The sequence below is a fragment of the Psychrobacter sp. APC 3281 genome (genome assembly GCF_030407815.1).
Lineage (GTDB): Bacteria > Pseudomonadota > Gammaproteobacteria > Pseudomonadales > Moraxellaceae > Psychrobacter.
On sequence record NZ_JASDCS010000003.1, the window covers coordinates 136,297 to 158,660 of the forward strand.

General features: G+C 43.3%; 21 protein-coding genes. 13 read left to right on the forward strand and 8 right to left on the reverse strand.

What is annotated here, in order from left to right; all coding sequences use genetic code 11:
• The first annotated feature begins 2 nt into the window (after positions 1–2).
• The 6 genes from QL886_RS03075 (at position 3) to QL886_RS03100 (ending at position 4,380) form a co-directional block, all read left to right on the forward strand.
• Positions 3–824, forward strand: coding sequence for a DUF547 domain-containing protein (locus tag QL886_RS03075; protein WP_290177605.1), 822 nt, complete (start codon positions 3–5; stop codon positions 822–824).
• 30 nt (positions 825–854) lie between these two features.
• Complete coding sequence (locus tag QL886_RS03080) at positions 855–1,574, forward strand: TIGR04283 family arsenosugar biosynthesis glycosyltransferase (RefSeq protein WP_290177606.1); 720 nt, start codon at positions 855–857, stop codon at positions 1,572–1,574.
• 84 nt (positions 1,575–1,658) lie between these two features.
• Positions 1,659–2,321: a TIGR04282 family arsenosugar biosynthesis glycosyltransferase gene (locus QL886_RS03085; RefSeq protein ID WP_290177607.1), complete on the forward strand. Its 663-nt coding sequence runs from the start codon at positions 1,659–1,661 to the stop codon at positions 2,319–2,321.
• Between the two features lie 98 nt (positions 2,322–2,419).
• Complete coding sequence (locus QL886_RS03090) at positions 2,420–2,767, forward strand: IS630 transposase-related protein (protein ID WP_165597456.1); 348 nt, start codon at positions 2,420–2,422, stop codon at positions 2,765–2,767.
• The gene (locus QL886_RS03095; protein ID WP_240990771.1) at positions 2,748–3,260 is read left to right on the forward strand and encodes an IS630 family transposase; all 513 of its coding nucleotides are present in this window, start codon (positions 2,748–2,750) and stop codon (positions 3,258–3,260) included. The genes QL886_RS03090 and QL886_RS03095 overlap by 20 nt, the downstream gene beginning before the upstream one ends.
• Positions 3,261–3,336: 76 nt before the next feature.
• Positions 3,337–4,380 carry a methyltransferase domain-containing protein gene (locus tag QL886_RS03100; RefSeq protein ID WP_290177608.1) on the forward strand — a complete coding sequence of 348 codons (1,044 nt, stop codon included), beginning with the start codon at positions 3,337–3,339 and terminating at the stop codon, positions 4,378–4,380.
• Between the two features lie 160 nt (positions 4,381–4,540).
• Here the strand turns inward: QL886_RS03100 and mtnP are convergent, their stop codons facing one another.
• Complete coding sequence (gene mtnP / locus QL886_RS03105) at positions 4,541–5,434, reverse strand: S-methyl-5'-thioadenosine phosphorylase (RefSeq protein ID WP_290177609.1); 894 nt, start codon at positions 5,432–5,434, stop codon at positions 4,541–4,543.
• A gap of 483 nt (positions 5,435–5,917) precedes the next feature.
• Here mtnP and QL886_RS03110 point away from each other — a divergent pair, with 483 nt between their 5' ends.
• The 3 genes from QL886_RS03110 to QL886_RS03120 are packed head-to-tail and all read left to right on the forward strand — an operon-like array spanning position 5,918 to position 9,492.
• On the forward strand, positions 5,918–6,937 hold the full coding sequence (locus tag QL886_RS03110; protein WP_290177610.1) for a TAXI family TRAP transporter solute-binding subunit: 1,020 nt from the start codon (positions 5,918–5,920) through the stop codon (positions 6,935–6,937).
• Entirely contained in the window at positions 6,915–7,478 is a 564-nt protein-coding gene (locus tag QL886_RS03115; protein WP_102092356.1) for a DUF1850 domain-containing protein, read from the forward strand. The genes QL886_RS03110 and QL886_RS03115 overlap by 23 nt, the downstream gene beginning before the upstream one ends.
• Positions 7,479–7,488: 10 nt before the next feature.
• Positions 7,489–9,492, forward strand: coding sequence for a TRAP transporter permease (locus tag QL886_RS03120; RefSeq protein WP_290177691.1), 2,004 nt, complete (start codon positions 7,489–7,491; stop codon positions 9,490–9,492).
• Between the two features lie 144 nt (positions 9,493–9,636).
• Here the strand turns inward: QL886_RS03120 and lipA are convergent, their stop codons facing one another.
• Positions 9,637–10,680: a lipoyl synthase gene (gene lipA, locus QL886_RS03125; RefSeq protein WP_057760861.1), complete on the reverse strand. Its 1,044-nt coding sequence runs from the start codon at positions 10,678–10,680 to the stop codon at positions 9,637–9,639.
• Positions 10,681–10,828: 148 nt separating this feature from the next.
• Positions 10,829–11,239: a carboxymuconolactone decarboxylase family protein gene (locus QL886_RS03130; RefSeq protein ID WP_057760859.1), complete on the reverse strand. Its 411-nt coding sequence runs from the start codon at positions 11,237–11,239 to the stop codon at positions 10,829–10,831.
• Between the two features lie 420 nt (positions 11,240–11,659).
• Between QL886_RS03130 and acnB the strand changes: the two genes are divergently transcribed.
• The 3 genes from acnB (at position 11,660) to QL886_RS03145 (ending at position 15,573) form a co-directional block, all read left to right on the forward strand.
• Positions 11,660–14,263 carry a bifunctional aconitate hydratase 2/2-methylisocitrate dehydratase gene (gene acnB / locus QL886_RS03135; RefSeq protein ID WP_290177611.1) on the forward strand — a complete coding sequence of 868 codons (2,604 nt, stop codon included), beginning with the start codon at positions 11,660–11,662 and terminating at the stop codon, positions 14,261–14,263.
• 219 nt (positions 14,264–14,482) lie between these two features.
• Positions 14,483–14,926: a DUF805 domain-containing protein gene (locus QL886_RS03140; RefSeq protein WP_257019962.1), complete on the forward strand. Its 444-nt coding sequence runs from the start codon at positions 14,483–14,485 to the stop codon at positions 14,924–14,926.
• A 206-nt stretch (positions 14,927–15,132) separates the two neighbouring features.
• Positions 15,133–15,573, forward strand: coding sequence for a PACE efflux transporter (locus QL886_RS03145; RefSeq protein ID WP_290177612.1), 441 nt, complete (start codon positions 15,133–15,135; stop codon positions 15,571–15,573).
• A gap of 107 nt (positions 15,574–15,680) precedes the next feature.
• On the opposite strand, the gene QL886_RS03150 is transcribed toward QL886_RS03145, so the two are convergent.
• Positions 15,681–16,478 (reverse strand): enoyl-CoA hydratase-related protein, encoded by a 798-nt coding sequence (locus tag QL886_RS03150; RefSeq protein WP_290177613.1) that lies wholly within the window; start codon positions 16,476–16,478, stop codon positions 15,681–15,683.
• A 339-nt stretch (positions 16,479–16,817) separates the two neighbouring features.
• Between QL886_RS03150 and QL886_RS03155 the strand changes: the two genes are divergently transcribed.
• On the forward strand, positions 16,818–17,630 hold the full coding sequence (locus tag QL886_RS03155) for an alpha/beta fold hydrolase (RefSeq protein ID WP_290177614.1): 813 nt from the start codon (positions 16,818–16,820) through the stop codon (positions 17,628–17,630).
• Positions 17,631–17,784: 154 nt separating this feature from the next.
• Here the strand turns inward: QL886_RS03155 and QL886_RS03160 are convergent, their stop codons facing one another.
• From QL886_RS03160 to QL886_RS03175, 4 genes are all read right to left on the reverse strand, one after another.
• A complete protein-coding gene (locus QL886_RS03160) occupies positions 17,785–18,849 on the reverse strand; it encodes an HpcH/HpaI aldolase/citrate lyase family protein (RefSeq protein ID WP_228153145.1) in 1,065 nt (354 codons plus the stop codon).
• A gap of 65 nt (positions 18,850–18,914) precedes the next feature.
• On the reverse strand, positions 18,915–20,096 hold the full coding sequence (locus QL886_RS03165) for a cysteine protease StiP domain-containing protein (protein ID WP_290177615.1): 1,182 nt from the start codon (positions 20,094–20,096) through the stop codon (positions 18,915–18,917).
• A 65-nt stretch (positions 20,097–20,161) separates the two neighbouring features.
• Entirely contained in the window at positions 20,162–20,992 is an 831-nt protein-coding gene (locus tag QL886_RS03170; RefSeq protein ID WP_290177616.1) for an HAD hydrolase family protein, read from the reverse strand.
• 42 nt (positions 20,993–21,034) lie between these two features.
• A complete protein-coding gene (locus tag QL886_RS03175; protein WP_290177617.1) occupies positions 21,035–22,351 on the reverse strand; it encodes a phosphoribosyltransferase domain-containing protein in 1,317 nt (438 codons plus the stop codon).
• Between the last annotated feature and the right edge of the window lie 13 nt (positions 22,352–22,364).

A 22,364-nucleotide genomic window follows, 5' to 3' on the forward strand; every position in this document is an offset into this window, starting at 1 on the left:
CTATGTCAGTATTTAACTTTTCCGCGAAAACATTGTTCGCACAACCAGTGATTGCCACGACTATTTTATTAGCAAGCGTGGCCGCTCATGCTGACTTTAATCATCAGAGTTGGGATAGTTTATTAAATAAGCATGTGACCATGACCAACGGTGGTAAAGCTTCAGTGGTCAATTATGCTGGCATGAAAGCAGATAAGAGCAAGCTGACAAGCTATCTAGAGGCGACGAGCAAAGTGTCTCAATCAGAATTCAATCGTTGGAGTAAAAACGAGCAGTTGGCATTTTTAATCAACGTTTATAACGCTGGTACGGTTGATTTGGTATTGACGAAATATCCAAACGTCAAATCTATCAAAGACATCGGCGGACTGTTTGGGTCACCATGGAAGCAAGAGTTTGTTTCGCTACTTGGTAAGACGCGTTCACTTGATGATATCGAGCACAATCTCATTCGTGGCTCTAAACGCTACAACGATCCGCGCATTCACTTTGCAGTCAATTGTGCCAGTATCGGTTGCCCTGCATTGCAAGATAATGCCTTTACCGGCAAGCGTTTAGACAGTCAATTAGAGCAGGCAACGTCTAAGTTTTTAGCAGACAGTAGCCGAAACAGTCTTAAAGGCGATAGGCTAAGAGTGTCACCAATTTTTAAATGGTATAAAGAAGACTTTGCAACCAATTGGCGTGGCACAAAAGATTTAGCAGGGTTTTTGGGTCGTTATAGCTCGTCACTAGGATTGAGTAAAGCTCAGACAGCGGATCTCAAACAAGGCAAGATAAAAATAAGCTATACCGATTACAACTGGAATTTGAATAAAAAATAAGCCAGTTTTTAATCTTAATCGCTGATTAACGTGACGGTATATCCATTGAACCTATCAATTATTGTTCCATTATTAAATGAAGCGGACAACTTGCCTGAGCTTATGGCTCATATTGTCCGTCTCGATCCAGCACCGCAACAAGTGATATTGGTCGATGGTGGTTCAGTGGATGGTTCGGTTGCTATCGCCAAGAGTGTGCTCAAAAATGCAGAGATTACTCAATCAATCATTGATTGGTATATTATCGAATCTACCGTAGGACGTGCTCAGCAGATGAATGCGGGCGCTATGTTAGCAACAGGTGATGTGTTGCTATTTTTACACGCTGATACCGAGCTGCCTACTGACGCGATAGACAACGTTCAACAAGCAATAGCTCAGTACGATTGGGGCCGTTTTGATGTCCGTTTAGACAGCCGTGAGCCATTGTTAAAAATCGTCGGATTAATGATAAACCAGCGCTCGCAATTAATGGGTATAGCCACTGGCGATCAAGCAATATTTATCAAAAAGTCTTTGTTTGAGCAGATTGGTGGCTATCCTGATCAACCACTGATGGAAGATATCGAGCTCTGTAAGCGGCTAAAGAAAATTGCTCGCCCAGCTTGTCTAAAAAGCAAAGTCACGACCTCAGCGCGGCGTTGGCAGCAGCATGGTACATGGCGGACAATTTTTCTAATGTGGCAGTTGCGCTTTGATTATTGGCGCGGCGTATCGCCTAGCGTCTTAAAGCAACGCTACTATAATTAGTGAAGTTGTTTGATTTATCAACATGATAGACAAGATAAGAAAGAGTTCATACTGGTGCATTTGACTAATTGAGAGACCGTTATAATGACAGCTGATTCATCTGCAAGACAGCAAGATACCTGCATCATTCTGTTCGCAAAATATCCAGCGCCCAATAAGGCGAAGACCCGTTTGCAGCCAGCGCTAGGATTAGATGGTGCTGCACGTATGGCAAGGCAACTATTACTGCATAGTATTGAGCAGACCATTGATACTGGTTTTCCCGTTGAGCTATGTGTGAGTCCAGCACCAATAGATCCATGTTGGCAGGCGCTTGATTTGCCTGACTCATTACGTTGGTCTGCGCAGGCCGACGGTGATTTGGGTTTGCGTATGTTGATAGCCAGTCAGCTCGCATTGCAACGTTTTAAAAAGGTTGTGTTAATTGGTACGGACTGTCCCAGTCTTACGACAGCACGTATTCAGACAGCGGTACAGCAGCTAGATCAACACGATGCGGTCATGCTTCCAGCGACTGATGGTGGTTATGTGTTGTTAGGGTTTAAGCGAGTTGATGAAAGCCTGTTTTCGGACATAATCTGGAGTACGGCTAGCGTAGCCGCTGTCACCAAGCAGCGCATGGCGGCATTAGGTTGGACACTGGCACTATTTGACCCTTTGCGCGATATTGATGAGCCTAAAGATCTAGTGCATTTACCGTCAGGCTGGCTAGATTCTTACATCAATATTAAGGTCGATAATAGCTGATAACGCATAATTAATAACTAGGTCAATAAACTCACTATAGTCAGTCCAAAATAGAAAAGGTACAATGCTTTTAAACCAAGCAAAGAGAAATATAAAAGATGACCTACTCAGCAGATTTTCGAGCACAAGTTATCAAAAACATTGAGCAAAAAGACATGAGCATCCGTCAGGCCTGTATTTTTTATAATATCAGCAAGAGTACACTACAGCGCTGGCTTATAGACCCAAGCATCCAAACGACCAGAGTCAAAACGCCAAGCAGTATACCCAATGAAGCCCTTCTACAAGACGTTAATCAATACCCAGATGACTACCTGTATGAGCGAGCTCGTCGTTTAAACTGTAGTAAATCAGGTATTGGCTATGCCTTAAAAAGATTAAATATTAGCCAAAAAAAAGACCTTAGCACATCCAAAAGCGTGTCCAATAAAAAGAGCGGTATATAAGAATAAGCTTGATCATTTTAAGCAGCAAGGCTATCCCGTTGTCTATATGGATGAGAGTGGCTTTGAGGCTGAAACTATTCGTCCTTATGGCTACGCACCGATAGGTAAACCTTGTATTGATAGCTACAATTGGCAAGCTAAAAAACGTACCAATGTCATCGGTGCTCTGTATGAAAAGATGCTTTTTGCGCTTGATTACTTTGAGAAAAACATCAATGGCGATATATTCTATGACTGGTGCAAATACACGCTCATTCCAAGCCTTAAAACTAAATGCGTGATCGTCATGGATAATGCCAGTTTTCATAAACGAGTGAAAAGTCTTCTGAATAGGCATGGTCACAGGCTTTTATTTCTACCATCCTATAGTCCTGACTTAAATCCTATTGAAAAGAAATGGGCACAAGCTAAGTTTCTACGACAAGGTTGGATGGAGAATAATCTACCTAAACTATTTCATAATATGGGTTGTACTTCTTTTATTTTGGATTGACTATAACGTAGTTGTATATTCTAAAATGATTTACTAAGACTTTTAATTGGATGGCACATTCAATAAGGATATTGTTATGCATGACGTCGTGCAAAATTACTATGGGAAAGAGTTACAGAGTACCGATGATTTAAAGACTTCGGCTTGTTGTGATATTAGCAATATGCCTGAGTGGCTCAAGCCCTTACTCGCAAATATTCACGATGAAGTATTGAGTCGTTATTACGGCTGTGGTCTGGTGTGTCCAGCGCTGCTTGAAGGCTGTCGAATTTTAGACTTGGGCAGTGGTTCAGGCCGAGATGTCTATGCACTAGCACAATTAGTTGGCGAGAGTGGCCACGTAGTCGGTGTTGATATGACCGATGAGCAGCTAGCCGTTGCCAAACAGCACCAAGCTTATCATGTCGAGAATTTTGGCTATGACAATGTGACATTTTTGCATGGCTATATCGAGAAACTAGATGAACTAGACCTTGAAGCTAATAGCTTCGATATTATTGTCTCAAACTGCGTTATCAATTTATCACCAGATAAAGCTTCGGTCATGGCCAGTGTGCAGCGTTTGCTGAAACCTGGTGGGGAGTTTTATTTTTCTGACGTCTATGCCGATCGCCGTATCCCGCAACACTTAATTGATGACCCAGTCTTATATGGTGAATGTTTGAGCGGTGCATTGTATTGGAAGGATTTTAACCGTTTGTCACGAGATGCAGGATTCTTAGACGTACGTTTGGTTGAAGATCGCCCACTTGAGATTACAGATCCTGCTTTGGCAGCCAAAATTGGTGATATTCAGTTTTTCTCTGCAACTTACCGTTTGTTTAAGATAGCATCGCTTGAGGATGCTTGCGAAGATCATGGACAAGCGGTGATATACAAAGGAACTATCGAGCAGTCACCGCATCGGTTTGATTTAGATAAACATCATGCTATCGAAGCTGGTCGGGTACTCCCAGTATGTGGCAATACGTTTCGCATGCTGCAAGAGTCTCGCTTTGCGCCGCATTTTGAGTTTATCGGTGATGACAGTCGTCACTACGGTATTTTTGCGGGCTGCGGTGAGTTAATGCCGTTTAATCAACCTATGACGCTGGCATCTGGTGCAGGTGGTTGTTGCTGATATCAAAGTGATATATTTAGCATCAATTTCGAATATACATGCTAAATTATAAAAAAGGCCATTATTTTAGATAATGGCCCTTTTTTATATGCATAGTATTATAACGTTTCTCTTGCTATCTTTATTTCAGATAAACATCTATTCAACCACTTTTTATTGTCTAAGGTAGCAAGGCGGCTAGTCTGATCTTGGTATGCTCGTCCATCGCATATATAGGTGTGACCAATGCTTGTGCAAGAGCATTATGGGCGATTGAATCAGGCAGTTCAGCGGCAATTAAAGCAACGGCTTCCCTTATTACTTTTTGAGCATTATCCGCATTTTTCATTAGGTTTTTTATCGCATAGTCGGCACTGACGGCTTCTTCTGTCGGATGCCAACAGTCGAAGTCTGTCACCAGAGCTAAGGTGGCATAAGCAATACTGGCTTCACGTGCCAATTTGGCTTCTGGCATATTGGTCATGCCAATGATATCTGCCTCCATCTGACGATACCATTCTGACTCTGCCCGAGTTGAGAACTGAGGGCCTTCGATGCAGACATAAGTTGCTTTAGAATGACTGCTACCTTCTGTAATATCCGCTTTGTCATAAGCGCGCGTCAAGAGTTCTGCTAGGGCAGGGCATAGTGGGTCTGCCATAGATACATGAGCGACGGCGCCCGCGCCAAAGAAAGTACTCACTCGCTGCTTGGTCATATCAATCATTTGATCAGGCACGACCATATCTAATGGCTTAAGATGCGCTTGCAATGAGCCAACTGCTGATACGGAGACGATATAGCGTACCCCAAGCGTTTTTAGCGCATAGATATTGGCTCGATAAGGTACTTCGGACGGCGTCAGTCTATGTCCCTGACCATGCCTCGTCAAAAAAGCAACGGTCACTCCCTCAAGCTCACCTAAGACAATATCATCAGATGGACTGCCATAAGGCGTCTGTATCGTCACACTGCGTTTGTTGGTCAGTGATGACATTTGGTAGAGACCGCTGCCACCGATGATAGCAATATCAGCAGATAATGTTGCTAGTACTTCCGTGTGAGGTATTGTCATAAGGACTATCCGAATGGGTTAATAAAAGAGAGACACAGACTAGTGCCATGTAATATCCTGAACCAAAAAATAGCTCAGATAAAATATAGCAGAACTTTTGTCCTTATAGTTATAAATTGAGATAGTTATAAATAGAGAATTCTCATTAATTTGCTATATCTAAAGATTCCTAAGAAATAATGCGATATGACAATACTCTTTAAATATCGATAAAGGTTTACAATAGCAACAATTTTTGTTTTAATATTTATTAAATGAAACTTTGTTTCGCATAGCAAAACATACATATATATTAGTACAATTGATGAATGACCTATATTTTCTCTAATAGCTTTAAATATAAGGTATTGAAAGAAAAATAGAAAGTAAGCTAAGGTTTATTTATTGACAGAATTGCTATATTATTACTCGTCTGTAACGTATTTATGTATAAATACGGATATTGTTAAACGTATAAAACCGATTACTTCAAGGATGAATTCAATGCTTAATTCTTTAAAATCCCCATTACTTTTGTCAGCTATGTTGAGTGCTGCGCTAGGTCTAACCGCATGCTCATCTCCAAGCTCAGAGGGCAGTGATACTGCATCTGCAGATAGCGCGGCAACGGATACTGCAGCAGATAAGCTTGATACTAAGTTTTTGACCATCGCTACTGGCGGTGCATCTGGCCCTTACAACATCATTGGTACTTCATTGTCTGAAGTCTATGTCAAAACTTTTGGTGTAAACTCAAAAACTCAAACCACTGGCGCATCGGTTGAAAACGTCAATCTATTAACCCAAGGCAAGGTCGACATGGTCTTGGCATTGAGTGACGTAGTGACGGATGCTGTCGAAGGTAAAAACAACTTTGAGCAGCCAATCACTAACATTCAGCAGATTGCTGTTTTGTACCCTAATGTGGTGCAAATCGTAACCTCAAAAAAATCTGGCATCAAAAACATTGAAGATTTACGAGGCAAGCGCATTGCTGTAGGAGATCAAGGTTCTGGTACAGAAGTAAATGCTCGTACTTTACTAGAAGGGTTTGGTATCACATATGATGATGTCACCGTTGATTATCTAGGCTTTGCTGAAGCTGCTGATGGTATGAAAGCAGGTAAGATCGAAGCGGCATTCTTTAGTAGCGGCCTACCAAACTCATCTTTGATGGAGTTAGAACAAGGCTTAGATTTGCAGATTGTCACTATCAACCAAGACAAGCTAAAAGAAATCATTGCGACCAAGCCTTACTTCAAAACCTTTGAGATTCCTGCTGGTACTTATGGCAACGAAACAGCCGTACCAACTGCAGCAATCATGAATGCATTATTGGTTAGCTCTGATCTGTCTGAAGCAGATGGTTATAAACTAACCAAAGCATTGTTTGAAAACTTGGACGGCCTAAAAACAGCTCACCAAGCGGCCAATGATATCAGTCTAGAAACCGCTCGTGATGGCATGGTAGCCCCAATCCATCCTGGAGCTAAAAAATACTATGACGAACAAGCAGCCAAGTAATTCATTATGGTTATCAACTGGCGCGGCATTTATTGCAGCGCTGGTTTTTTTTACGCTATGGTTAGGCTCTACGCTTCAGTCTGTCGTTGAAGTGCGAGTCGCAGGCGTAGACGGTGCTGATGATAAGGTTTGTTATTTCACTGAGCCTGATTTTCAGCTACGTTGGATACATTCTGTAGAAAAACAGTGGTGGGAAGAACAGTATCAACGCATAGACGGCAGCAGTACAGCAGGTGCGGAGCTGTTACTGACCACGACCTATTTTGAAGCGTTCGGTGCAGGGACGCCCTCCACCGAAATGCTCGCTCCTATACAAAAGCCTGGCTATCTGGGTTATCAAATTAACGAAAAACTGCCTCGCCTTAATTGGGTCGTATCTAGACTGACCAAAGGTGAAATGGATTATGGTGGTCATCGTTTCTTGATTCACCAGTGGGTGCCAGACTATTCTGAAGTGGTGATCATGCCTAAGACGTATGATTTAATTGATAGATTTAAAAAGGACTTTTGTCATGAACTCCCAAGTGACGGATCAAGGTAGTGTGCCTACCATGCCAGATGCTCAAGTTGATAACGATGCTGAGGCGGATGCGGTCAACCGAGCAGTATTGGAAAAATATGACCGAGAGTCAATCACGCGTCATATCACTCAAGGACCAGTGAAGTATTTTATCGCTGGCATTTGTATACTCTATTCACTGTTTCATTTATATATCACTTTTAATCCAATGCCGGCACTGTTACAGCGCTCTGTACACGTGGGTGTTGGTTTTGCATTGATATTCCTGATTTTTCCAGCCAGTAAAAAAAGTAGCCGAAAAAGTGTGGCATGGTATGACTGGATTTGGTTTGCCCTGTCTCTATCCGGTATGAGCTATCTCATCTATGAATATCAAGATATCGTGACCTCGCGTGGCGGTATGGCCAATCAGGTCGATGTGATATTTTCTTTGATTACGGTAGTCTGCGTACTAGAAGGCAGTCGCCGTATCACTGGTTGGATTTTGCCAATCTTGGCAGGCATATTTTTGGCCTATCCATTTGTCAGTCATTTAGACTTTATGCCTGACAGACTTTTGACTCGCCCTTATGATATGGGTGATATCTTTGGTCAATTATTCTTAAAAACAGAGGGTCTATATTCTGTTGCGATTGGTGCATCGGTCACCTTTATCTTCTTGTTCATTCTGTTCGGTGCGTTTTTAGCACGTTCAGGAATGGGGCAGTTATTTAATGATTTGGCATTGGCTATCGCTGGTCACAAAAAGGGTGGCCCTGCAAAAGTAGCAGTCATCTCTAGTGGTTTTATGGGTAGTATCAATGGCTCAGCTTTATCGAATGTGGTTAGTACAGGTGCCTTTACCATTCCGTTGATGAAAAAGGTCGGCTATCACAAAGATTTCGCAGGTGCAGTTGAAGCCAGTGCTTCGGTCGGCGGACAGATTTTGCCACCGATTATGGGTGCCAGTGCCTTTATTATGGCTGAGACAACAGGCTTGCCGTATAGCACGATTGCCTTAGCAGCATTATTACCAGCGATATTGTACTATTTAGGCGTCATCGCGCAGGTGCATTTCCGCGCTGGACGTCGTGATCTAAAAGGTATTGCTAAAGAAAATCTACCAGCGGTCAAAGAAGTATTGAAAGCCCGCGGTCATATGCTATTGCCGATTGTCTTTTTGATTTTCTTATTGATCAGAAACGTACCTGTGGGATATGCAGCAGCTTATACCATTGGCTTTACCGTTGTGATCAGTATGCTACGTGCCGAAACGCGCATGAGTTTTTCTGATATTTTGGGTGCATTAGAAGATGGTGCGCGCCAGTCATTAGCGGTTATGGCGGCTTGTGCGGTCGTTGGTATTATCATTGGGGTTGTGAGTCTGACCAGTTTTGGTACGGTGATGACGTCATCTATCGTGACCTTAGGTGCAGGATCGCTATTCTTTACCCTTATCTTAACGATGTTGGCATCAATGGTCTTGGGCATGGGATTACCGTCTATTCCTGCCTATATCATCACGGCGACGATGGCTGCGCCAGCATTGGCCGGTTTTGATATTCCAATCTTATCAGCGCACATGTTTGTTTTCTATTTTGGTATCTTTGCCAATATTACACCGCCTGTATGTCTTGCAGCCTTTGCGGGTGCAGGTATATCCGGTGGTGATCCGATGAAAACAGGGTTCTTGTCCCTCAAACTTGCTCTCGCGGGATTCATCGTGCCGTTCATGTTTATCTATAATCCAACGATGTTGATGATAGATCCAACTGGCCTGGCAGTTACGGCAAAAGATTTCCCGCTGCCACCTATTGTAGATATTATTACAGTAGTAGTGACTTCAGTGACAGGTGTCATTGCACTGAGCTCGGCACTTGAAGGCTACTTCAGAGGCGGTATGAATACGGTGACTCGTATCATCTTAGCTATTGGTGCTTTACTATTGATTTATCCTGAGATTACGACTGGTATTGCAGGTGGTATTATTGTCCTTGGTATTGCTGCATTCAATATAAAAACAGCTGGAAAGCCAACGCCAACTTTAACCGTGTAAAGCGTTAGGTTTAATCATTCTTAAATTTAACAAAGCTCAAAAAAAGGGTGAATAACAAATTTGTTATTCACCCTTTTTAATATTCTTAAGAAATGTTTTAGCGACTGCTGTTCGCAACCACTTTCACATCACTTTTTTGCTAAATTAGCAGCCAAGTTTGCCTTCAGCTTCTAATGCTTTTTTGCTACGGATAGGTGCTGGGCAGTCTTCGCCGTAGTACTGACGATCGGCAAAGTAGCTTGAACGTACCATTGGACCTGCCCAAATGCTAAAGAAGCCAATCTTTTTACCGTAGTCCATATAGCGTTGGAACTCGTCTGGATGGACATAACGATCGACAGGCGCGTGGTTTTTACTAGGCTGTAGATACTGACCAATCGTGATCATATCTACATCATGAGCTTTTAGATCATCGAGTAGGGCATAGATCTCTTCTTCTGTCTCGCCAAGACCAACCATAAAGCCGCATTTGGTGGCGATATCAGGACGACGCTCTTTATAAATCTTAAGCAAATCTAGCGAATGCTGATAGTCAGAACCTGGACGGAAGGCTTTATATAGACGTGGCACCGTTTCGATATTGTGGTTAAACACATCTGGCGCAGTCTCTGTCAATAAATCCAACGCAATATCCATACGACCACGGAAATCTGGTACTAGGATTTCAATCAAGCAATTTGGGCTAAGCGCTCTTGACTCGTTTAGGACTTCTACAAAATGTCCAGCACCGCCGTCTTTTAGATCGTCACGATCGACAGAAGTGATTACGGCATATTTAAGCTGTAGACCTTGAATCGTCTCAGCGGTATGACGCGGCTCATCCTTGTCTAGCTCATTAGGACGACCATGACCTACATCACAGAATGGGCAGCGACGCGTACAGATATCACCCATGATCATAAAGGTGGCTGTACCATCAGCGAAGCACTGTGGCAGGTTAGGGCAGGCCGCTTCTTCACAAACGGTATAAAGCTTTTGCTCACGTAAGGTTGCTTTGATACGAGCAACTTCAGCAGGCGAGGACATTTTTACCCGAATCCAATCAGGCTTTTTCTTTGCCTCGACAGTCGGGATTACTTTAATTGGGATACGGGCAACTTTGTCATAGCCACGTAGCTTTTCGCCTTGGATGGCTTTTTTTGGTTTGGCCTTAGCAGCAGGTACATGTGTTTGTACGGCAGTTGTCATAATGGAGTTATCTCTTAACCCTTTATATTATAAGGGTTTATGGAATTATCAGAATGTTTTATGAGTGTAGATATTATAGCAGAAATTTGGTCGTCAATTTTTAAACAATATTGTTAAGATTACTATGATTGCTCGGACGACCATAGTTTTAAATATCTATATCGATTTCTAACTCATTCAGTATATCTATGGCAGCGCGAAACGCTTCTTGAGTAGCAGGTGCACCGCAGTACGGCAAGCTATGCATGAGCACTTCTCTAATCTCAGCGACACTAGCCCCGTTGTTAATGGCACCGCGTATATGACCTTTCAACTCGTTTGGGCTTTTTTGGGCAATTAAAAAGGCAATAGTGATTAATGAGCGATACTTGCGTGGTAATACTGAGTCATCTTGCCAAGTGCTGCCCCAAGCGTGTTCGATAATCCAGTCTTGCAACGGTTGGGTAAATCCTGTGGCAGCATCAAGCGAGCGTTTGACATGCTGCTCACCCATGACCTCAGTGCGTACCTTGAGACCATTGTCATAGTTAGGATTGTTGTCCGTATTGCTATCAGTCATATCGTCGTCCTTAATGTTTACACCAAAATGTTTTTACCAAATCGACTGTTAATACATCGACTATTAATAAATCTAAGTTGCTACATTTTTTTAAGCGAAATTTTATCGAAGTTGTTTCTTACAAAATCGTATATCAGTCATATGGTGTCTGCTCAGTCATAAAGCAAGCGCTTATTGATAAGCGTAATCAGGCAAATGCCAGTTATAATGAGCGCTACAATCATATTATTGATGGCACTATTTTTATAATAAATGTTCAATATGGCCTTACTATGCGCCTTTTCAGAGCTGAGCCATTAACATTTAAAGCGTTTTAAGCTATGATTGCACGGATAATTATTTCATATAGTATATAGACGCAGGCAGTCATACTGACTACCCACGTAATGTGCTACACCCCAACTGACGAGGACGACTATTGTGTTAGAAGCTTATCGTAAACATGTCGAAGAACGTGCTGAGCTAGGAACTGTACCCCTACCACTAAATGAGAAACAAGTAGTAGAGTTGGTTGAATTATTAAAGAACCCGCCTGCAGGCGAAGATGCGTTCTTGATGAACCTATTAGAAAACCGTATCCCTGCTGGTGTTGACCAAGCAGCATACGTTAAAGCGGCATTTTTGGCCGCTATCTTAAAGGGTGAAACATCATCACCACTTATCAGCAAGCAAAAAGCTGTTGAAATTCTAGGCACTATGCAAGGTGGCTACAACGTTCAGCCACTAGTTGCTGCACTAGATGATAGCGAAGTTGCACAAGACGCTGCTGAAGCATTAAAGAAAACTTTGCTAGTATTTGACGCGTTCAATGACGTGACTGAAAAAGCTGAAGCTGGCAACACTATTGCTAAAGAAGTAATTCAGTCTTGGGCTGACGCAGAATGGTTCTTGAACCGTGCTGAAGTACCAAAGAAAACCACTTACACGACGTTTAAAGTAACTGGCGAGACCAACACGGATGACTTATCACCTGCGCAAGACGCATGGAGCCGTCCTGATATCCCATTGCATTCACTAGCCATGCACAAAAACTCTCGCGACGGCATCAATGCTGACGAAGAGGGCGTTGTCGGTCCAATGAAGCAGATCGAAGCGCTAAAAGAAAAAGGCCATCCACTCGCTTATGTTGGTGACGTGGTTGGTACGGGTTCTAGCCGTAAGTCTGCGACCAACTCAGTACTGTGGCTGATGGGTGAAGATATTCCTAACGTGCCAAACAAACGTGGTGGCGGTTTAGTATTAGGTAACAACATCGCTCCTATCTTCTTCAACACGATGGAAGATTCTGGCGCATTGCCAATCGAAAAAGTAGCGGTTGATAATCTAAACATGGGTGATGTTTTTGACATCTATCCGTACGAAGGCAAAATCACTAAACATGACTCTGATGAAATATTATCAACGTTCTCACTAAACTCACCTACTTTGCTTGATGAAGTTCGTGCTGGCGGCCGTATTCCATTGATCGTTGGTCGTGGTTTGACTAACCGTGCTCGTGAATACATGGGTCTTGGTCATTCAGACATCTTTGCTAAGCCAGAAGAGCCAGCTGATACTGGTAAAGGCTTTACGCTTGCCCAGAAAATGGTTGGTAAAGCTTGTGGCCTGACAGGCGTACGTCCAGGTATGTACTGTGAGCCTAAGATGACTACGGTTGGCTCTCAGGATACCACTGGTCCGATGACGCGTGATGAGCTAAAAGACTTGGCATGTTTGGGCTTCCAAGCGGATCTCGTGATGCAGTCATTCTGTCATACTGCCGCTTATCCAAAGCCAGTTGACGTTGAGACTCAGCACACACTACCTGACTTTATCATGAACCGTGGCGGCGTAAGCTTACGTCCAGGTGATGGTATCATTCACTCATGGTTGAACCGTATGCTACTTCCAGATACCGTTGGTACTGGTGGTGACTCGCATACTCGTTTCCCAATGGGTATCTCATTCCCAGCGGGTTCTGGTTTGGTTGCTTTCGCAGCTGCGACTGGTGTGATGCCACTTGATATGCCTGAATCTGTCCGTGTTCGTTTCGTTGGTGAGCGTCAAGCTGGTATCACGCTACGTGACCTAGTACATGCGATCCCTTACCAAGCGATCAAAGAAGGTTACTTGACAGTTGATAAGAAAGGTAAAATCAACGAGTTCAACGGCCGTATTCTTGAGATTGAAGGTCTAGAAGATTTGACCGCTGAGCAAGCATTTGAATTATCTGATGCCTCAGCTGAGCGTAGTGCTGCTGGTTGTACCATCACCTTGTCTGAAGCGTCAGTGACTGAGTACCTAAACTCAAACATCACGCTGCTTAAGTGGATGATCTCAGAAGGCTATGGCGATGCGCGTACGATCAGCCGCCGTGTTGAGCAAATGCAAGAGTGGTTGGCTAACCCAAGCCTCATGCGTGCTGACGACGATGCTGAATACGCTATCGACATCACTATCGATATGAGCGAAATCAAAGAGCCTATCCTTTGCTGCCCGAACGATCCAGATGATGCAAAAACGCTAGCAGACGTGGCTGGTGATACCATTGATGAAGTATTCATTGGTTCATGTATGACTAACATCGGTCACTTCCGTGCCGCTGGTAAATTGCTACAAGACGTACCAGCAGGTAGCTTAAAGACTCGTCTATGGATTGCACCACCTACTAAGATGGATGCACGCCAGTTGATGGAAGAAGGTTACTACAACATCTATGCACAAGCCGGCGCCCGTACTGAAATGCCAGGTTGTTCACTATGTATGGGCAACCAAGCACGTATTGCACCGAAATCTACTGCGGTATCGACCTCGACTCGTAACTTCCCGAACCGTCTAGGTCAAGGCGCTAACGTATACCTAGCGTCTGCAGAGCTTGCAGCAGTCGCAGCGGTACTTGGTAAATTGCCGACTAACGATGAGTATCAGCAGTATGCTGGTATGCTAAACAGCATGGGCGATGAAGTCTATCAATATATGAACTTCGACCGTATGGAAGACTATACTGAAGAAGCAGACAAGATTAACGTTGCTCAGTTGACCTAATCTTGAGTATATAAGCTTTTAAAATTAGAAGCTTTATACTAAAAACTTTATACGTAAAATAAAGAAACCCCGTATCGTCATGATGCGGGGTTTTTTATTGATGACTCTAAGAAAACTAGTATTCATTTACAAACTTTTATTGAGTATCTATAATCAAAGCCAATTGTTGATAATTTTCACTGACGATTTCTACTTTTCACGACCGAGATAAAAAGCGCTATGGAAAATAATATTAAGCTTGATAAAGCGACTCCGCCGCCACTGCCCAGATCTACGATGGCTAACAATCATAATGCTGAAGCAAATTATGGAATCATTGATTGGTTCAAAAAGTGCATGAGAAATTATGTCAATTTCTCTGGTCGGGCACGCCGTAAAGAGTTTTGGTATTTTTCTTTGGTATATATGATCTTGGCAATTTTTGCGATGATAATAGATGCAATTATTTTTGACGCAGAAACAGGGCCTGTTTATATAGTTGTAGCGCTTGGTCTTGCTTTACCCAGTATTGCTGTTGGTATTCGCAGGTTACATGATACGGGTCGCTCAGGATGGTGGTTTTTAATATCCTTAATACCACTGATAGGCGGCATTGTGTTTCTTGTATTTTGTGCTAATGATACTAAGCCTGAAACCAATCAATGGGGCCCGCCAGCAAAATAGTCTGGCCTAGGATAAAGTCGGTTTTTGATAAATCTGTTTACGTCTGTATAAATGTACTGGCTGATTTTCTACGCTATGTTATGTATAATATAGGGGCAGGCGGAAACCGTGGCTCTGCACTTCCTTTATCTTTTCTATCTCGGGACGGACCGATACTTTGATACGCACTTCTTTGTTTAAGAACAGGTGCTTTGGAGTCTTGGTTGATGACCTTATCACCGCTTAAACGTCGCTTAATTTATGTGACCGCTTTCGAAATTATCGCGATTATCTTATCTACCCTTATATTGATGAAACTCAGCAACAGTGATGCGTCAGAATCGTTGCCTGTCGCGATGATGGTATCGCTGGCTGCCATCATTTGGAACTTTATATATAATACCGCTTTTGAAGCGTGGGAACGTCGCAAGCGCATTGTACGTCGCACATTATGGATACGCAGTGCTCATGCTTTTGGTTTTGAAGGTGGGCTGGTATTAATCTGCTTGCCACTATATATGATTTGGTACGATGTTGGTCTAGTAAAAGCCTTTATGATGGAAGTGGCGCTACTGCTATTTTTCTTAGTTTATACGTTTACGTTTACTCTGATTTTTGACAAGATATTTACCTTACCTTATCACTATAAATCCGCGAATGCCTCTTAACTAAAGGCCTTGAACAAAAAAAGCTGCCTATATATGGGCAGCTTTTTCGATGATACTATTCAATAGAATCGTTGCAGTTATTCAAATTTATTATGCTACAGCATTATTTACTTACCTTGATAAACAGGTTTACGCTTCGCTATAAAGGCGCTAACCCCTTCGATAAAGTCATCAGTTTTTGCCATTACGGTCTGTTGCTCTACTTCCGTATCTAACGCCGCGCTCAAACCAGAGAAGGCGTGTACATTGAAACTCTCTTTCATAGCGGCCAACGCTTTGCCTGGTAGTTGGCTCAATCGTAGCGCCAATGCTTGTACGGTGGCTTCTAGCTCGTCAACACTTACCACGTTGTTCACTAGATTTAAACGTGCCATGTCTTCGGCTTTTAACTTATCACCCAACATCACAAGCTCAGTGGCTTTTGCGGCACCAACCAATTGGTTTAATAAGTAAATACCACCTGCATCTGGCACTAGGCCAATATTAACGAACGCTTGTACAAACTTCGCATTGTCTGCGGCAATTCGGAAGTCGCAAGTGAGTGCCAAGTTCATGCCAGCACCTGCCACGGCACCTTCTAGTTTGGCAATAATCGGCTTATGGATATGACGCAATTTTAAGCTGACTTCGCCTGCACCTTCTACCATACCTCTTAATTTTTTTGAAACAATATCCTTGTCTAATCCTTCAGACAACATCTCTTTAATATCGCCGCCGCTTGAGAAGTTACCACCAGCCCCTTGTAAAATAATCACTCGTACTTGATCATCTGCAGCCGCTTTATCTAGCGCTATCAAGACTTGGTTTTTTAAGGGTGTGCCAAAGGCATTTAAGCTTTTTGGATCGTTAAAGGTAATGGTAGCAATGTGCTCTGCAACTTGATAATCGACGAGAGACTGTGACATTTGAGATTTCCTTATTTTAAATGACTGTTTTAATATTCTGTATCAATGACAATACTTTGAGATAAAGGTAAAAATGGTTCAATGCTGATTACTATAGCAGCTTGCTACGATTATAAAAGCATGTTTTGTGGGCGCTTAAGACACATCTACATACTGGTAAACTTTACTATTCTATTGTAAAAGCTGATGCTAGCTAATGAGACAAAACGACTGGCTCGTAAAAAGGCTATGACCTAAGGGGCTAATGGATTATGCTAATATGCCAGGTTGAGCGTAAAAGAGTCGTAAAAGACACAAGGGTACGCTCGAACTTTTCATTGATCAAACAAGGATGTGGTTATGCCAACTATCACTGTAAATAACGCTGATATTTATTACGAAGACAGTGCACCGAACGACACGCAAAAGCCCGTTATCGTATTTGCTCACGGTCTACTGTGGAGCTCACAGATGTATGATAAGCAAGTAGAGCATTTTCAAACAGACTATCGTTGTATTGCTTTTGATTTTCGCGGGCAAGGTCAGTCGCAGGTTACTAAGTCTGGCTATGATATGGAGACGCTGACTGACGATACGCTTGGCTTGCTTGCAGCGCTTGGTATTGATAAGTGTCACTTTGTTGGGCTATCTATGGGCGGGTTCGTGGCTCAACGTATCGCGCTCAAACGCCCTGAGTTGCTGTTGTCATTGACGCTGTTAGAAACCTCTGCTGACCCTGAAGATCCAAAAAACATACCTCAGTATCGTAAGCTGGTTAAAGCGATTCGCTGGCTAGGTATGAAGCGTGTGAGTAATAAGGTGATGCCAATCATGTTTGGCAGTACTTTCTTGGCAGATAAGTTACGCAAATCTGACCGTAAGCAGTGGCTAACGATGCTACAAAGCAATCGCAAGGGCGGCGTGGTCAAAGCAACAATGGGCGTGATTGAGCGTACAGGTACTTATGAGCAGCTGGGTGAGATTACAACGCCAACACTAATTGTGGTAGGTGATGAAGATGCTGCCACGCCTTATGCCAAATCTGAACGCATGCATTTTGCTATCGCTGGGTCCAAGCTTGCTATTATCAAAGGTGCGGGTCATACATCGACAGTAGAAGAGCCTGATCAAGTGAACCAAGTCCTCCGTCAGTTTTTGGAAAGTTGTGCTTAATGTAGATACTGTTCGAGAGCTTTAAAGCCTCATATCTATACAGAACCCTAAGCAAATATCTATATAAAAAAGCCGCTACCTATTATTTGATAGCGGCTTTTTGTATGGTGCAAGTTGTTAAGTAGCAGACAGCTAGCTATATCAGCGATAACAGTTACATTCGTGAGCTGTACTGGCTATGTCCATCATCAATAGTTCCAAAGGCTTCTGCACGATTGACAATCTCAGTCGCCCAAGCACGGTGCGTCGCAGGCTCTAGCATCGTATTATTGTACTTAAATACTGCTTTGGCTTCAGTGTGAAGGATCGCTTGTGCTTCATCCAATGTACTCAATGGCACACAGTAAGCTTGCTGTACTAGGGCGATTTGGCTTGGATGAATGACAGTTTTGCCCACCATCCCTAAGCTGACATCTCGGTTTAGCTCTTGCATAAACAGTGTCGGCTGATCCAAATATTCAAATACTGGCGCGGTAAGATAAAAACCATGCGGCACAAAACAGCCAAGCATTTGATAAGCCAACGTACCGATAGGCGAGTCATAGACAATACTGTTTTTTGGGCGACGTAAGCGCAATGCTGCGAACAAGTCATTTCCACCGATACGCAATGCAAAAACTGGCTGGCTAAACGCTTCTTTAAAAGCGATGGCAAGCTCCTGATTGTGATGCGGATTAAACAGCGCTGCGGTTTCGAGCGTCGGCATAAGTAGTTGATCTACTTTTAGGTTCTGACAAGCCATGCGCCAGTTAGATAGGCTATACATATCGACTTTTGGCATAACGAAACCATCGATAAGGTCAATATGGGTGTAGTCAGCCAGTTGCTGTAGCATCATTGGGCTACGTGGACGTATAAAGACCAGTGGACGTGTCGGGTGTTGAGCATGAATTTTCGCTGATTTAGATGGCGCATTGATGCTATTCACATGTTCTGCCCATGTCTCCAGAAGGGTTCGCAAACGCTCAAGCGCTAACTCAACATCCTGCTGACTGACCGCATCTTCTAGACAGATAATAATACTATTAATCGTCGGTAATTTATCTCGCTTGATGACTTGCCAAATATCTTGGCGAGTCGCAGGCATGTATAAGCTAGCACCGAGCTGATATGGATGGTGCGTGTGCGGTTTGACCATCGCATGACGCTCAGTGATCAGATGCGCATAAGATTGGGTATCATTGTAAAGGTCTGACTCGGTTTTTAGCATATCTGACATAATTGGCATCATAAGTAGAGGGTATAAGAGAACGGAAAAGAAAGTATTTAATACCGTTAAATGTATTAAGTGTCTTGGGAGCGCTGCTTGATAAGCGTGATGGCTTGATAAGGCAGTATTTTATCACCTAATACACTGATAGTGATATTTCGTTGTGCACATAAATGGCGTAGCAGTACGGTATCAGGGTGCTCAGCAGTGGCGAGCAATATACGTTCGGGATCACGGCGTAATATGGCACGTGTTGCCTCAGCAATAGTCGGCTTAATACGGTTACGATTGATAATCTTATAGTCTGCGGCCAACGTCTCTATCAACGCCGCAGTCTGGTAGCGTGGCTGCTGGTAAATCGGTAAACGCGCTAGAGTGGTAGCCAATGAACGTCTCACGGCATCGATACGCTCAATAAATGCCAAACTGTGATCTACCTCAATTAAATCATCATAAAAGACACTGCGATGCAGACCTGATGAAGGCTCTGTATACAAGCTACGTGAAATTAATCCTGATACGGTGCTATTTAACAAACCCGATGGGATCAACCAGTCTTCTTCACTAGCCGCCATCCAAGCAACACCAGCAGGATCGGCAAGGGTCAGTAGCGGAATGACATCAGTGCCTTGATGAAAAATGTTGGCAAAATTAACATGAGTAGAATCGCTAAACGTCTCTAGACTACGAGCCAATTCTTGATAAATAGCACCTTTACCTGTCCAGCCATCGACGAATACGACTGGACTGTTTGGATAAGCCTCTAGTAGCATTTGCAGTGCCACTGGATCAAGACCACGATCCCGAATAATACTGATGCCATAATGTACACTTGGCAAGTGATAGCTACTGTCTGTATCCGACAGCGCACGTTGCAATAACACACCAATCGGTAGACCAGCTCGCACCAAACTGACCAAAACCAGTGGGTGCTCATCACTCACATTCTGCTGGAACACATGATGTAGCGTATGAGACAAATGAGCGATATCGGTCGCGGTCCTTGTTGAGCCTTGCTCTAATGCTTGTATGTATAGCTGCTCATGCATTGCAGTAGGTGCTTGCTCTAAGGTCAACATGTCAGAGTAATGGCGTTGTCCACTTTGGATAAGTGCTTCTTTTTGACTGACGGGCACATCGGTAACCGCGTCCTTATCTACCATATCGAGTAGGACAGTGACATCGCTTGCAAGATAGCTGCCTGAGCCATAGTTTTTTAAATCGGCTCTTTTTATCTGTATATTAGGAAAAGTCATAGTATGAATAATAGCACTCGGAATGATAACAGTGGATTTGCGTGGCTGTTGTTTAAGCTGATGGTTTAGCCTGACGATTTAGACGGGTATTGCTCATGCAATTGGCCATGATTGGGCATACCGTACCAGTCTAATAACTGTAAGAAAGGCAGGTCAGCTAAGCTATCACCAAAACCAAAACTGGGACGCTGATGGTCTAAATGATGCTCTAATAAAAACTGTACCGCATGACGCTTATGAACCGCATGGGGCAATATCGCTAGGTTATTGGCATTCACATGCACATAGAAATCTTGATCAAAATCACGTATCAGAGTGGGCAGTTTCTCAGCTAAATCTACGAGCGCTTGATGATCTTTCTGCGCATGTTTGACAGCCAGATAAATGGTTAGCTCTTCATCAACAGAACCATTGTTAAAGCTATCGATATGCGGTGTGAATACTAAATGACTTTGCTCGCTTTGACTATGACTGGCAAATAATTCGCTTAACTTATTAAGCTTATTTTGCAATGGCGCGAGCTTACTATACATATGCTGCTGCCAACTGCTTAGCAGCGCTCCGTCAGACGTTAAAATAATCGCCCCATGAGTTAATACTTGCCAACTATCAAAAGGCAGCTTCACACGTTTTATTTCACTACGATCCCGTGCCGTTACTACGATTAATTCAGTACTAGCAAGCAACCAATTAAAAAAGGTTGCTTGGCGCTGGCTCATAAAACTCAAAGGCTCGTCTTGTTTATTGACCGTCGCACAAACCAAAGTTTCACGCTCAGTAGTGGGTAAGTCCCATGCATCAATTTTACGCTGGGTTTGGAATAACGTATCGTCTAAATCCATCAAGGCATAAGGCTTGATGATATCTGGGTTGGCTTTAAAAAATGAGGTAGTCATGGTGTCGTCCGTAAATAATAGGTTTGAAAGTTAGAGAGCAATTTAAAGACTAGGGCCCACCACCAGCACGTTATCTAAACCTCGCCACATAGCATCCACACTATCAGCTGATGTTTCTATACACAACACAATCAAATCCCAATCACTAGGCTCAACGTTATAAGCAAAGTTGGTCATACCAAGCCCGTAATTATCGCTAAAGCTCAGCATCGTGGTAATCGCTCCACCAAGCGCAATCGGTGAGCGGGTTAATGCGCTAAAATTAACCATGGACGCTGTATCTTCGTTGAGCTTGCCGGACTCTGTTTCAAGCCATTCAGCCAATAGAAACGGCAACCAAACAAACTCATTGCTGCCCAAGACTAAGATTTTTCTTGGTAGCTGAGTAACATCAAAGTTTTCTTGGCCATCGAAGCGCGTAAATGCACTCTGAAAACTTGAAAGATAGTTAGCAAACCCATCTGTACTGTCTAGCGTTGGAAAACGCCCCCAGTTGCCCGTATCACCGAGCGCCTGACTACCAGCGGCAGTAGTATCAACAGATGGCATTGTAATAGGTTCAGGATTGGGTGCATCAGTCCATTGCCATGCGCCAGACAGTAAATGATGACGATGAAACTCAATACCAGCGAGACGATCGGCCATACGTGTAGGCTTAGCATCTGACTGTGGATTAGATGTTTCTTGATCTAATGACCAGTCTACCAATGTTGTTAGATGCACTTGCTCTAACTGGCTCAGTCCTGCTTCACGTAAGGCAGTGACGACATTCACACAGGTATTGCCCGTTGAGGCTTCATCATCGACCATAATCAGTGTTTTACTGGCCAGGAGCTGCGCTTGAGTAACGCTATCTTTGCTCTGATAAATCAAATGCTGGCTCGCATGACTGTGGTCTTCACAAAATGTCGTCAGCAAGGATTTGGTACCATTTGGATCACTACTTTCATTGTGCTGTGCATGACGCGTAGAGTTTAATAGCAGCGCTTGAGGATAGCGCGTTTGCAATGCTTGATGGACGCCAGCAGATAGACCAACAGCGGTCTCTGCCATACCAATGACTAGCACTGGCTCGGCCAAGTCACTAGGCACTAAGTCAGCTAAATCAGTAAATGCCTCTCGCATAGTGCTTGGCGCAACGGGAATATGACGACCTAGTACTTTTGAGACAAACAAAAACGCACGCTTTGGATTAATACGCTGGGCAAATCCTAGCAAATCTTCTAACTGATAATGGGCGTGTTGTTCTGCGCCATTTTTATTAGTGACTGATTTATTAGTGGCTGAGTTAGTTTGATAAGTCAGATCTAGCGTACCACGGGGTAGGGTGATGGTCGTACTGTGTTGCTCATTTAACATTCATATTCCTTGG

Excerpts from the sequence above, each read along its gene's own strand:
- QL886_RS03075 (WP_290177605.1), top strand. The coding sequence starts at position 3 with ATGTCAGTATTTAACTTTTCCGCGAAAACATTGTTCGCACAACCAGTG.
- QL886_RS03085 (WP_290177607.1), top strand. The coding sequence starts at position 1,659 with ATGACAGCTGATTCATCTGCAAGACAGCAAGATACCTGCATCATTCTG.
- QL886_RS03090 (WP_165597456.1), top strand. The coding sequence starts at position 2,420 with ATGACCTACTCAGCAGATTTTCGAGCACAAGTTATCAAAAACATTGAG.
- QL886_RS03100 (WP_290177608.1), top strand. The coding sequence starts at position 3,337 with ATGCATGACGTCGTGCAAAATTACTATGGGAAAGAGTTACAGAGTACC.
- mtnP (WP_290177609.1), bottom strand. The coding sequence starts at position 5,434 with ATGACAATACCTCACACGGAAGTACTAGCAACATTATCTGCTGATATT.
- QL886_RS03110 (WP_290177610.1), top strand. The coding sequence starts at position 5,918 with ATGCTTAATTCTTTAAAATCCCCATTACTTTTGTCAGCTATGTTGAGT.
- QL886_RS03115 (WP_102092356.1), top strand. The coding sequence starts at position 6,915 with ATGACGAACAAGCAGCCAAGTAATTCATTATGGTTATCAACTGGCGCG.
- QL886_RS03120 (WP_290177691.1), top strand. The coding sequence starts at position 7,489 with ATGCCAGATGCTCAAGTTGATAACGATGCTGAGGCGGATGCGGTCAAC.
- lipA (WP_057760861.1), bottom strand. The coding sequence starts at position 10,680 with ATGACAACTGCCGTACAAACACATGTACCTGCTGCTAAGGCCAAACCA.
- QL886_RS03130 (WP_057760859.1), bottom strand. The coding sequence starts at position 11,239 with ATGACTGATAGCAATACGGACAACAATCCTAACTATGACAATGGTCTC.
- QL886_RS03140 (WP_257019962.1), top strand. The coding sequence starts at position 14,483 with ATGGAAAATAATATTAAGCTTGATAAAGCGACTCCGCCGCCACTGCCC.
- QL886_RS03145 (WP_290177612.1), top strand. The coding sequence starts at position 15,133 with ATGACCTTATCACCGCTTAAACGTCGCTTAATTTATGTGACCGCTTTC.
- QL886_RS03150 (WP_290177613.1), bottom strand. The coding sequence starts at position 16,478 with ATGTCACAGTCTCTCGTCGATTATCAAGTTGCAGAGCACATTGCTACC.
- QL886_RS03155 (WP_290177614.1), top strand. The coding sequence starts at position 16,818 with ATGCCAACTATCACTGTAAATAACGCTGATATTTATTACGAAGACAGT.
- QL886_RS03160 (WP_228153145.1), bottom strand. The coding sequence starts at position 18,849 with ATGTCAGATATGCTAAAAACCGAGTCAGACCTTTACAATGATACCCAA.
- QL886_RS03165 (WP_290177615.1), bottom strand. The coding sequence starts at position 20,096 with ATGACTTTTCCTAATATACAGATAAAAAGAGCCGATTTAAAAAACTAT.
- QL886_RS03170 (WP_290177616.1), bottom strand. The coding sequence starts at position 20,992 with ATGACTACCTCATTTTTTAAAGCCAACCCAGATATCATCAAGCCTTAT.
- QL886_RS03175 (WP_290177617.1), bottom strand. The coding sequence starts at position 22,351 with ATGTTAAATGAGCAACACAGTACGACCATCACCCTACCCCGTGGTACG.